This is a genomic window from Caulobacter zeae (genome assembly GCF_002858925.1).
In the GTDB taxonomy this organism is placed as follows: Bacteria; Pseudomonadota; Alphaproteobacteria; order Caulobacterales; family Caulobacteraceae; genus Caulobacter; species Caulobacter zeae.
Window position 1 is genome coordinate 1 of the sequence record NZ_PJRS01000032.1, and the last position, 11,319, is coordinate 11,319.

8 protein-coding genes, 1 tRNA gene and 1 pseudogene are annotated in these 11,319 nt (G+C 70.0%); 2 read left to right on the forward strand and 8 right to left on the reverse strand.

Features of this window, described 5'->3' with window-relative positions; genetic code table 11:
* Positions 1 to 96: 96 nt before the first annotated feature.
* The 5 genes from guaD to uraH form a co-directional block, all read right to left on the reverse strand.
* Positions 97 to 1,380 (reverse strand): guanine deaminase, encoded by a 1,284-nt coding sequence (gene guaD, locus SGCZBJ_RS15980; RefSeq protein WP_101718985.1) that lies wholly within the window; start codon positions 1,378 to 1,380, stop codon positions 97 to 99.
* A complete protein-coding gene (gene xdhC, locus SGCZBJ_RS15985) occupies positions 1,367 to 2,389 on the reverse strand; it encodes a xanthine dehydrogenase accessory protein XdhC (protein ID WP_101718992.1) in 1,023 nt (340 codons plus the stop codon). The genes guaD and xdhC overlap by 14 nt, the downstream gene beginning before the upstream one ends.
* Positions 2,390 to 2,563: 174 nt before the next feature.
* Positions 2,564 to 4,924 carry a xanthine dehydrogenase molybdopterin binding subunit gene (gene xdhB, locus SGCZBJ_RS15990; RefSeq protein WP_101718986.1) on the reverse strand — a complete coding sequence of 787 codons (2,361 nt, stop codon included), beginning with the start codon at positions 4,922 to 4,924 and terminating at the stop codon, positions 2,564 to 2,566.
* Positions 4,917 to 6,395, reverse strand: coding sequence for a xanthine dehydrogenase small subunit (gene xdhA, locus SGCZBJ_RS15995; protein WP_101718987.1), 1,479 nt, complete (start codon positions 6,393 to 6,395; stop codon positions 4,917 to 4,919). The genes xdhB and xdhA overlap by 8 nt, the downstream gene beginning before the upstream one ends.
* Before the next feature lies 1 nt (position 6,396).
* Complete coding sequence (uraH, locus tag SGCZBJ_RS16000) at positions 6,397 to 6,744, reverse strand: hydroxyisourate hydrolase (RefSeq protein WP_101718988.1); 348 nt, start codon at positions 6,742 to 6,744, stop codon at positions 6,397 to 6,399.
* 420 nt (positions 6,745 to 7,164) lie between these two features.
* Between uraH and SGCZBJ_RS16005 the strand changes: the two genes are divergently transcribed.
* A complete protein-coding gene (locus SGCZBJ_RS16005) occupies positions 7,165 to 9,468 on the forward strand; it encodes an NADP-dependent malic enzyme (protein WP_101718989.1) in 2,304 nt (767 codons plus the stop codon).
* A 174-nt stretch (positions 9,469 to 9,642) separates the two neighbouring features.
* Positions 9,643 to 10,311 carry a UPF0149 family protein gene (locus SGCZBJ_RS26610; protein ID WP_133149273.1) on the forward strand — a complete coding sequence of 223 codons (669 nt, stop codon included), beginning with the start codon at positions 9,643 to 9,645 and terminating at the stop codon, positions 10,309 to 10,311.
* 120 nt (positions 10,312 to 10,431) lie between these two features.
* Here the strand turns inward: SGCZBJ_RS26610 and SGCZBJ_RS26155 are convergent, their stop codons facing one another.
* The 3 genes and pseudogenes from SGCZBJ_RS26155 to SGCZBJ_RS16025 all read right to left on the reverse strand — a co-directional run bounded on the left by SGCZBJ_RS26155 (position 10,432) and on the right by SGCZBJ_RS16025 (position 11,285).
* Positions 10,432 to 10,626, reverse strand: a complete 195-nt coding sequence (locus tag SGCZBJ_RS26155; RefSeq protein ID WP_233245359.1) for a cold-shock protein — start codon at positions 10,624 to 10,626, stop codon at positions 10,432 to 10,434.
* Between the two features lie 132 nt (positions 10,627 to 10,758).
* Positions 10,759 to 10,962 (reverse strand): annotated as a pseudogene (locus tag SGCZBJ_RS26160) (cold-shock protein); the annotation flags it as partial.
* A gap of 246 nt (positions 10,963 to 11,208) precedes the next feature.
* Positions 11,209 to 11,285 (reverse strand) — tRNA-Met (locus SGCZBJ_RS16025).
* Positions 11,286 to 11,319: the final 34 nt, after the last annotated feature.

The window sequence follows — 11,319 nt, forward strand, 5'->3', positions numbered from 1 at the left end:
CTGGGGGAGGTGGCCCAGAGGGCCGGAGGGGGCCAGCGCGGCGCTTCCCCCCTCAGTCGCTTCGCGACAGCTCCCCCAGAGGGGGAGCATCTATGCTCAGCGCCGCCACCGTTCCACGCCCGCCAGATACGTCCGGGCCACCACCCGGTCGTCGCCCAGCACGGTCAGCGCGAACAGCCGGTCCTCCAGCCCCTTCGCCGCCGCCAACCGGCGCGCCAGCAGCGGCGTCGCGGCAAGATCCAGCACCAGGAAGTCAGCCTCCTTGCCGGGCGCCAGGTTGCCGATGCGGTCGTCAAGATCCAGCGCCCGCGCCCCGCCCAGGGTGGCCAGGTACAGCGCATGGAACGGATCCAGCGCCTGACCCCGCAACTGGCCCACCTTGTAGGCCTCGCCCAGGGTGTGGAGGATCGAGAAGGTCGTGCCGGCCCCGACATCGGTGCCGATGCCCACCTTCGCCCCGTGCTGGCAGGCGGTCGGCAGCGGGAAAAGGCCCGAGCCCAGGAACAGGTTCGAGGTCGGGCAAAACGACACCGCCGCGTCCTTGGCCGCCAGCCGCTGGAACGCCTCGCCCTGCAAATGGACGCAGTGAGCGAACACCGAGCGCTTCTGCACCAGGCCGAACCGCTCGTAGACATCCAGATAGTCGCTCGCGCCGGGGAACAGCTCGGCGGTCTCGACGATCTCGCGCGGGTTCTCCGACAGGTGGGTCTGCATCCAGACGCCGGGATTTTCGGCCAGCACCTGGCCGGCCATTTCCAGCTGGGCGTCGGTGCAGCTGATGGCGAAGCGCGGGGTGACCGCGTAGCCGAGGCGCCCCTTGCCGTGCCAGTCGGCGATCAGGGTCTGCATGTCGGCCCGCGCCCCCTCGACCGTGTCGGTCAGGCCGGGAGGGGCGTTGCGGTCCATCAGCGCCTTGCCGGCGATCAGCCGCATGTCGCGCGAGAGCGCCTCGGCGAACAGGGCGTCGACCGATCCCTTGTGCACCGAGCCGAACACCAGGGCCGTCGTGGTGCCGTTGCGCAGCAGTTCGTCGACGAAGAAGCCCGCCGTCTCGCGGGCGTGCTGCGGGTCGGCGAAGGCCGCCTCGGCGGGGAAGGTGTGCTGCTCCAGCCAGTCGAGCAGCTGCGCGCCGTGCGCGGCGACGATATCGACCTGCGGGAAATGGATGTGGGTGTCGATGAAGCCCGGCGTGATCCAGTGACCCGAGAGGTCCTCGACCGGCACATCGGCATGAGCCGGCGCCAGCGCGGCGTAGTCGCCGCACGCGACCACCCGCCCATCGCCGACGACCAGCAGGCCGTCCTCGTGGAAGGCCACGGCCTCCCCGTTCTCCGTCGGATCCCCGATCAGGTGGAGGATCGACGCCCTATAAGCTTGCACGAAACCCCTCGTCGTTACTGGCCTGGGCGGCTTCCAGCCGCATCAAGAGGTCGGCGGCCACCGAGACGGCGATCACCTCCGGCGCCTTGCTCTTCAGCCCCGGCAGGCCGATCGGGCAGGTCAGGCGGTTCAGCGCCAGCTCGGAAAAGCCGTCGTCGCGCAGGCGGTGCATGAACCGCGCCCGCTTGGTCTTCGATCCGATCAGGCCCAGATAGGCAAACCCGCCGCCGGCCAGGCCCGCCGAGGTCAGGGCGTAGTCCAGGGCGTGGTCGTGGGTCAGGACCAGGCCGTAAGCCTGCGGCGTCGCGCCCATGGCCAGGGCCGCCAGCTCGGCGGGCTCGCGCACGACGACGCCGGGGATCTCCGCCGCCTCGGACCGGCTGTCGTACCAGAACAGCTTGAAGGGCAGCGGCGCGAAGGCCCGGGCGATCGCCTGGCCCACATGGCCGGCGCCGAACAGCAGCAGCGGCCGGCGCGGCGTCTCGCTGCGCTCGACCAGCTCGTCGCCGAGCTCGGGACGCGCTCCGCGCGCCGCAGCCGGCGCCCCGCCCAAGCGGACGGCCGGGGGATCGGCGTCCAGGGCCGCGATCGGGGCGATCGTCTTGGTCAGCAGGCCCGGATCGAAGCGGGTGCGCAGCTCGAACGGCTGGTCGGCGTCCATCCGGCGCGCGGCCTCGGTCAGCCAGTCGCGGCTGGCGGCCTCGACCCGCTCGATCATCAGCCGCACCCGGCCGCCGCAGCACTGGGCCAGCAGCGGGCCCAACGGATAGTCCTGGATGGCGAAGGCGGCCTGCGAACCGGTCAGCATCCGCCGCGCCTGGCTGGTCGCCTGGTGTTCCAGATTGCCGCCGCCGATCGTGCCCGACTGGCCGCCCTCCCAGACCACCATCTTGGTCCCGGCCTCGCGCGGCGCCGAGCCCTCGGTGGCCAGCACGGTGACCAGGGCGGCGTTGTCGTTGGCGTCGAGGCGCGACAGGGCGACGCGGGCCCAGTTCTTGTGGGCGCTCAGCACGACGCCGCTCCCACAAAATCAAACCTCTCCCATGGGGAGAGGGAGGGGCCCGCCGCGCAGCGGTGGGAGGGTGAGGGGGTAAGACGACTGAAGGTGTAACCCCTCACCCTCCCACGCCTGACGACGTAGGTCCCTCCCTCTCCCTCTGGGAGAGGCGCAAGGAGGACGACCTCACGCATCGGCCGACCGCCTCCGCACGTCCTCGACCGCCATCAGCACCGCCTCCGGCGTCGCCGGCGCGTCGAGGTTCGGCATCACCCGATGATCCCCCACCGCCGCCACCGCCCGGGTGATCGCGCTGAACACCGAGATCGCCAGCATCAGCGGCGGCTCGCCCACGGCCTTGGAGCGGTGGACGGTCGGCTCGGCGTTGCGGCCGGGCTCCCACAGCTTGACGTTCAGCGCGCGCGGCCGGTCGCTGGCCGTGGGGATCTTGTAGGTCGAGGGGGCGTGGGTCTTCAGCACGCCCTTGGCGTCGTAGACCAGCTCTTCCGTCGTCAGCCAGCCCATGCCCTGGATGAAGCCGCCCTCCACCTGGCCAAGGTCGATGGCCGGGTTCAGCGAGCGCCCCACGTCGTGCAGGATGTCGGCGCGCAGCACCTTGGTCTCGCCGGTCAGGGTGTCGATCACCACCTCGCTGCAGGCCGCGCCATAGGCGAAATAGTAGAACGGCCGCCCGCGATGGGTCTTGCGGTCGTAGGCGATCTTGGGCGTGGCGTAGAAGCCGGTGGCCGACAGCGAGATCCGCGCCAGGTACGCCTGGCGACAGAAGTCCGGGAAGCTCAGCACCTCGCCGCCGATCTTCACCCCCTGGGGCGTGAAGGCCACCTGCGAAGAATCAACGCCCCACTTCTCGGCCGCGAAGGCCACGAGCCGCCCCTTCAGCTTGCCGGCCGCGTCCAGCACCGCCATGCCGTTGAGGTCGGCCCCCGACGAGGCCGCCGTGGCCGAGGTGTTGGGCACCTTGTCGGTAGTGGTCGAGGTGATCTTCACCCGGTCGAGCGGCACCTGGAACGCCTCGGCCGCCACCTGGGCGACCTTGATGTAGAGACCCTGCCCCATCTCGGTGCCGCCGTGGTTCAGCATGATCGAGCCGTCGGCATAGATGTGGATCAGCGCGCCGGCCTGGTTCAGGTGCGTGGTCGTGAACGACACCCCGAACTTCACCGGCGTCAGGGCCAGGCCCTTCTTCAGGATCGGATTGGCCGCATTGAAAGCGTCCACCACCTTCTGCCGGGCTTCATAGTCGCAAGACCTGGCCAGCTCTTCGATCAGCTCCGGCGCGACGTTGTCTTCCACCACCTGGTAGTAGGGCGTGAGGTTACGTCCCCCTCCTTGGCCATGGGCGCCATAGAGGTTGCGCCGACGCACCTCCAGCGGATCCAGACCAGCGGCCTGCGCCACCGCGTCCATCACCCGCTCGATCGCCGCCATGCCCTGCGGCCCGCCGAAGCCCCGGAAGGCGGTGTTGGAGACGGTGTGGGTGCGCCAGCGGTGCGAGACGATCTCGACCGCCGGCAGGTAGTAGGCGTTGTCGGCGTGGAACATCGCCCGGTCGTTGATGGCCGGCGACAGGTCCGTCGTCGCCCCGCAGCGCGAGGCCAGCTCCAGCCGGATCCCCTCCAGCCGCCCCTCGTCGTCGAAGCCGACGTCGTAGCCGACCTCGAAGTCATGCCGCTTGCCGGTCATGACCATGTCCTCGTCCCGGTCGGGCCGGCACTTGGCCGGCCGGCCGGTCTTGACCGCCACCAGGGCCGCGGCCGCCGCGAACAGCGAGGCTTGCGTCTCCTTGCCGCCGAAGCCGCCGCCCATGCGGCGCACCTCCACCGTCACGGCGTGGTCGGGCCGGCCCAGCACGCGGGCGATCAGGTGCTGCACCTCGGTCGGATGCTGGGTCGAGCACCAGACGTGGACGTCGCCCTCCTCGCGCGGCGTGGCCAGCGAGGCCTGCCCCTCGAGATAGAAGTGGTCCTGGCCGCCGATCGCGAACCTGCCCTGGATACGGTTGGGCGCGGTTTCCAGCGCGGCGGCCGCATCGCCCCGCGCCATGCGCTGGCTGGCCTCGATCTTCAGGTCCAGCGCCTGGGCCTGCCCGATCGTGATCGCCGCCGGCAGGTCCTCGTACTCGACCACGGCCTTGGCGGCGGCGGCGCGGGCGGCGGCGATCGAGGCGGCGGCCACCGCGAACAGGCTCTGGCCCACGCAATAGACCTCGCCGGTCGCGAACAGCCGATCGTCGTGGATCACCGGGCTGACGTCGTTCTCGCCGGGAATGTCGTCGGCGGTCAGCACCCGCACCACGCCGGGCGAGGCGCGCACCGCCGACAGGTCCATCGACACGATCCGCGCATGGGCCCGGGTGCTCATGCCCAGATGCACGTGCAGCATACCCGCCGGCTCGGGCAGGTCGTCGACATAGATCGCCGTTCCCGTCACGTGGCGCAGGGCGCTGTCGTGCGGGACCGAGGCGTGCACGCCCTGGAACGGGGTGACTTGCATTTCGACCTTGGGGGAAGCGCCTGCGTCAGCCATGGGCCGCCTCCGCCAGCACGCTGGTCGCCACGCCGGGCTCAGCGCTTTCGATGAAGGCGCGGAGCAGCAGATTGCGCGCCGTCGTGGCGCGATAGGCGGCCGAGGCCCGCATGTCCGACAGCGGCGTATAGTCCTCGTCCAGCCTGGCGGCAGCCGCCTCGACGCTCTCGCGCGTCCAGGGCGAACCGATCAGCGCCGCCTCGCAGGCGTCGGCCCGCTTGGGCGTGCCGGCCATGCCGCCGAAGGCCACGCGCGCCTCGATCACCACGCCGTCGACCACGGTGATGGCGAAGGCGGCGCAGACGGCCGAGATATCCTGGTCGAAGCGCTTGGACAGCTTGTAGACCTTGAAGATCTGGCCCGCCGGGCCGCGCGGCACGATCACCGCCTCGACGAACTCGCCCGGCCGGCGGTCCTGCTTGCCGTAGGCCACGAAGAAGTCTTCCAGCGGGATCTCGCGGACCTGCTCGCCCCGGCGCAGCACCAGCCGCGCGCCCAGCGCGATCAGGGCCGGCGGCATGTCGCCGATCGGCGAGCCGTTGGCGATGTTGCCGCCGATCGTGCCGCTGTTGCGTACCTGGGTCGAACCCAGGCGCCGCATCATGTCGGACAGGCCCGGATAGCGGGCGCTTAGGGTCTCGATGGCCTCGACATAGCGCACGCCCGCGCCGATCCGCAAAGCATCGCCAACCCGGCCGATGGTCTTCAACTCCGGCACGCGGCCGATGTCGATCAGGATCTGTGGCGGCTTCCTCAGCTTGGTGACCCACAGGCCGACATCGGTGGCCCCGGCCACGAAGGCCGCGTCGGGATTGGCCTCGGCGGCGGCGGCCAGTTCGGAAAGACTGCGCGGGGCCAGCCAACGGCGGGTGACGCCGCGCACCGGGTCCTCGTGGGCCAGGGTCAGCATGGTCTGGCGCTGGATCGCCTTCAGCGGCGCGGCCACGTCGGGCGCAGGCTCGCGCACCACCTCGCGGGCGGCGTCCAGGATCGGCCCATAGCCGGTGCAGCGGCAGAGATTGCCCGCCAGCACGTCCTCGACCGGCGCGCCGGCCCCGCAGGCGCCGACGGCCCGGCCGTACAGCGACATGACGATGCCGGGCGTGCAGAAGCCGCACTGCGAGCCATGCTTGTCGATCATCGCCTGCTGCACGGGATGCGGCCTGCCCGCGCATCCCGCCGCGGTCTGGGTAGACAGGCTCTCGACCGTCATCACCGCCTTGCCGTCCAGCATCGGCAGCAGCTGGATGCAGGCGTTGACCGCCCGCCAGTTCACCGGATCCAGGTCGTCGCCGGTGGTCAGCTCGCCCACCAGCACGGTGCACGAGCCGCAGTCGCCTTCGGCGCAGCCTTCCTTGGTTCCGCTCCGGCACAGAGGTCCGCGCAGATGCTCCAGCAGCGTGGTCGTCGGATCCACGCCTGCGGCCTCCTGCACCTGGCCGTCCAGCAGGAAACGGATGGTCCCGCCCATCTCAGCTGCCCCGATAGGTGGAATAGCCGAACGGCGACACCAGCAGCGGCACGTGGTGGTGCTGGCCCGCGTCGGCCACGGAAAAGTCGATGGTCACCACGTCGAGGAACGGCGGGTCCGAAACCTTGGCCCCGCTGGCGGCGAAATAGGCGGCGACCTCGAACTCCAGCCGATAGCCGCCGACCTCCAGGGCCTCGCCCTCGACCAGCCGCGCGCGGCCGTCGGCGTCGGTGTGCGTCGCCAGCAGCAGCACAGGCGGCCCCTCGATCCGGCGCATCACGCGCACCGCCACGCCGGCGGCCGGCCGCCCGGCGGCGGTGTCGAGGACATGGGTCGTCAGGCCGCTCATCGCTCTTGCTTCCTCGCGCCCTGCGGTGTGGTGATCATCATACGCTCTTTCGCCTTCCCCCGAAGGCTGGAACCGCCCGCGTCGGCTGTCCAGCGCCGCTGCGGTCGCGCCGGCCTCGCGAGCCTCCCGGGCCGCCAGTTCGCCCAGCCACGCGGCGCCCCGCGCCCGCCGATTGAGCGTATATAAGTCTTTTATTACTTACCAGCGCTCGACCGCAGGTCGTCCAAGGCCCTCGCATCGACGCGCCCAGGCCGCAGAATCGCAAAAAATGGGCCCTGGACGCTGCGTAAGGTTGGAAATGCGCGGCCAACCCCGGTAGCTACACGCCCAGACGGACCGCGAGCGCTCCCTCCCCGAGACGAACGCGAAAAGACGGCCCGCTTTCACAGCGCTGCGCAGAACACCCGCGAAGGATCGACGATGGACGAGGATTTCCGTAAAGCCGCCCTGGACTACCACCGGCTGCCGCGGCCCGGAAAACTGCAGATCGAGGCCACCAAGCGCATGGCCACCCAGCGCGACCTCGCCCTGGCCTATTCCCCAGGCGTCGCCGCCCCCTGCGTGGCCATCGCCGAAAACGCCGACCTGGCCCGCGACTACACCGCCCGAGGCAACCTGGTGGCCGTGATCTCCAACGGCACCGCCGTGCTGGGCCTGGGCGACATCGGCCCGCTGGCCTCCAAGCCGGTGATGGAAGGCAAGGCCGTCCTCTTCAAGAAGTTCGCCGGCATCGACGTCTTCGACATCGAGGTCGACGCCAAGGATCCCGACCGCTTCATCGAGGTGGTGGCCGCGCTCGAACCGACCTTCGGCGGCATCAACCTGGAAGACATCAAGGCTCCAGAGTGCTTCGTCATCGAGCGCGCCCTGCGCGAGCGGATGAACATCCCGGTCTTCCACGACGACCAGCACGGCACCGCCATCGTCTGCGCCGCCGCCGTCCGCAACGCCCTGCTCGTCCAGGGCAAGCAGCTGAAGGACGTCAAGCTGGTGACCTCGGGCGCCGGCGCCGCGGCCCTGGCCTGCGTCGACCTGCTGGTGTCGATGGGCCTGCCGGTCGAGAACGTCACCCTCACCGACATCAAGGGCGTAGTCCACGCCGGCCGTGATCCGGACATGCCCGAAAACATGGCCCGCTACGCCCGTCCGACCGACGCGCGCACCCTGCCCGACGTGCTGCCCGGCGCCGACATCTTCCTGGGCCTGTCGGCCCCTCGCGTCTTCAAGCCCGAGTGGCTGCCGCTGCTGGCCGAAAAGCCGCTGATCCTGGCCATGGCCAACCCGGATCCGGAGATCCTGCCCGAGCTGGTGCAGGCCTCGCGGCCCGACGCCATCATGGCCACCGGCCGCAGCGACTATCCCAACCAGGTCAACAACGTCCTGTGCTTCCCGTTCATCTTCCGCGGCGCGCTCGACGTCGGCGCCTCGGAGATCAACGAGGCGATGAAGGTGGCGGCCGTCGAGGCCATCGCCGAGCTCGCCCGCGCCGAGGCCAGTGAAGTCGTCGCCTCGGCCTATGGCGGTGCGGCGCCGATGTTCGGCGCCCAGTACATCATCCCCAAGCCCTTCGACCCGCGCCTGATCCTGCAGATCGCCCCGGCCGTGGCCCGCGCGGCCATGGACTCAGGCGTCGCCACGCGCCCGATCGAGGACTTCGACGCCTACCGCGCCGAGCTGGAACTGTTCGTCTACCGCTCGGGCCAGCTGATGCGTCCGGTGTTCGAACGCGCCCGCAAGGCCACCAAGGCCGCCAAGGTCCGCGTCGCCTACGCCGAGGCCGAGGACGAGCGCGTCCTGCGCGCCGTGCAGACCGTGGTCGACGACGGCCTGGCCGCGCCGGTGCTGATCGGCCGCCGCGACGTCATCAAGGCCAAGGTCGCCGAGATGGGCCTGCGCCTCGACCTGGGCGGCTCGGTCGAGATCCTCGACCCGCTGGCCGACCACGAGGTGTTCGAGCCGATCGTCGGCCAGTACCAGACCCTGGTCGGACGCCGCGGCGTGCCGCCGCTGGCCGCCAAGCGCCGCGTCGAGGGCCGCCGAACCGTCGCCGCCTCGATGCTGCTGCAGACCGGCCAGGTCGACGCGGCCCTGGTCGGCGGCAGCGGCGACTGGTGGCAGCACATGACCTACGTGCTGCCGATCATCCCCAAGCGCGAGAACGTCGGCCGGGTCTATGCGATGTCGTCGCTGATCCTCGACAACGGCACGCTGTTCTTCTGCGACACCCACGTCAATGTCGAGCCGACCGCCGAGCAGATCGCCGAGATGACCCTGCTGGCCGCCGAGTCGGTGCGTCGCTTCGGCCTGACGCCGAAAGCGGCGTTGCTCTCGCACTCCTCGTTCGGGGCAAGCAACTCGCCGACCGCCCGCAAGATGCGCGAGGCCCTGTCGATGGTTCGCGCCGCCGCGCCGGAGCTGGAGGTCGACGGCGAGATGCACGCCGACGCCGCCCTCTCCCAGGCTCTGCGCGACCGCCTGGTCGGCGACAGCACCCTGAAGGGCTCGGCCAACCTCCTGGTCATGCCGACCCTGGACGCGGCCAATATCAGCCTGACCCTGCTGACGGCCGCCACCGAGGCCCTGCTGGTCGGTCCGATCCTGCTGGGCATGAGCCGGCCGGTGCACGTGCTGACGCCCAGCGTCACCGCCCGCGGCATCGTCAACATGACCGCCCTGGCCGTGAACCAGGCCGCCGCCGAACGCGCCGCGGCGCAAGGGCTCTGACGGCCTAAACCGAGCGTGGCTTGTTCACTCCACCGCGCCAGGGCGGAATGGTGTGAACAAGCCACAGCCGGCGTTCGACGCGCCGCGCTGAACATGTAAGGTCGGGGACATTTCCGGCGACCGGCGCGAACGCGCCACCGACGCAGGTCGCGCTTTCCCAGCGCGAGGCCCGCCATGTCGCCCGAACCCGCCGACCTCAGCCCTGAACTCGAAATCCTGGACGCTTTTCTGTCGTCGGAAGAGGTTCCTGAAACGGCGCTGCTGCTGAGCGAGCTGGACGGCTTCCTGACAGGCCTCGCGGTCGGGCCGGAGCTGGTCATGCCGGCCGAATGGCTGCCGCATGTCTGGGGCGGCGCCGAACCGAACTTCCGCGACGGGCTTGAGGCCCAGAAGATCGTCGGGGCGATCATGCGCCGGTACGACGACATCCGGCGGCGACTGGAAACCCGCACGCTCGAACCGATCCTTCTCGAGACCGAAGCAGGCGAGGTGCTGGCCTCGGACTGGGCCGACGGGTTCCTCCTGGCGGTCAGCCTGCGCTACGCGGCCTGGGACAAGCTCATGAGCTCCGAGAGACGGCCATCTGCTGACGCCGCTCCTGGCCCTGTCGGCCGACGAGGACGAACAGCCGCTCGTGGACCTTCCCGCCGACCTCCTGGCAGAGCTCGTCGCCAACGCCGGCGAGTTCCTGCCGCAGACCGTTCTGGAGATCCATGCCTTCTGGCGGCGCGAGGCCTTCCGGACGACCTGGAGCCAAGGCCGGGCGGAACAAGGCCTGCCCCTGTGGCTTGGGGCGCAAGTACAAGAAGTGCTGCGGCGCCTACTGACCCGAACGGACCCTAGCGAACGCGAAAAGGCCCCGCCGGCGCCTCCAGCCATCCAGCGGATGACGGAGGCCCCAGCGGGGCCTTCTTGCATTTCAGGCGTCAGGCGCCGACCGCGAGCGATCGGCGCGCGTGAGGCTTAGAGGATGCGCAGGTTGCCGGCCGAGGTCTTGCCCGAGCGGCGGTCCTGCTCGAGTTCGTAGCCGACTTGCTGGCCTTCGTTCAGGCCGCGCAGGCCGGCGCGCTCGACGGCCGAGATGTGCACGAAGATGTCGCCACCGCCGTTGTCCGGCTGGATGAAGCCGAAGCCCTTGGTGCTGTTGAACCACTTCACGACGCCCGTACCGGCTTCGCCGGTGCCGCCACCGCCGCCGCCACCGCCACCGTAGCCGCCGCCGCGCGGGGCGTCGAAGCTGCGTTGCGGACGACGCGGAGCGCCGCCGGCCGGAGCGGCGCCGTGGCCGGTCACACGCAGGTTGCCGGCCGAGGTCTTGCCCGAGCGGCGGTCCTCTTCCAGCTCATAAGCCACTTGATCGCCTTCGTTCAGGCCCGACAGGCCCGAACGTTCAACCGCGGCGATGTGGACGAACACGTCCTGGCCGCCGTCCTCGGGCTGAATGAAGCCAAAGCCCTTGGCCGGGTTGAACCACTTAACGACACCGTTCGCCATCTTATCCTCAAAACCTCAATCGACGGGCCAATTGCCGGCCCGCGTCCTTCCACAGCAACTCATGACGCAAAACTGCGGCACGCGCTATGGCCTTTGCACGGAGAATATCGACGGGAAGCGGCTGCTGGCCATAAAAATTCGCGCGCGGAGGCCCGCCTGTCGCCAAAATACCACTATGGGTGGTAAATGCAGACATGAAAAAAGGCCGATACCGACGTATCGACCTCGCTTGCGCCTGCGAAAGTGTGGGTGCGGGGACAGGATTTGAACCTGTGACCTTCAGGTTATGAGCCTGACGAGCTACCGGGCTGCTCCACCCCGCGGCAGGGGTATGTATCGTGAGGGAGGGTTCTGGAC

What these genes read in the sequence shown, in the direction of transcription:
- xdhB (WP_101718986.1), bottom strand. Translation starts at nt 4,924, where the DNA reads ATGGCTGACGCAGGCGCTTCCCCCAAGGTCGAAATGCAAGTCACCCCG.
- xdhA (WP_101718987.1), bottom strand. Translation starts at nt 6,395, where the DNA reads ATGGGCGGGACCATCCGTTTCCTGCTGGACGGCCAGGTGCAGGAGGCC.
- uraH (WP_101718988.1), bottom strand. Translation starts at nt 6,744, where the DNA reads ATGAGCGGCCTGACGACCCATGTCCTCGACACCGCCGCCGGGCGGCCG.
- SGCZBJ_RS16005 (WP_101718989.1), top strand. Translation starts at nt 7,165, where the DNA reads ATGGACGAGGATTTCCGTAAAGCCGCCCTGGACTACCACCGGCTGCCG.
- SGCZBJ_RS26610 (WP_133149273.1), top strand. Translation starts at nt 9,643, where the DNA reads ATGTCGCCCGAACCCGCCGACCTCAGCCCTGAACTCGAAATCCTGGAC.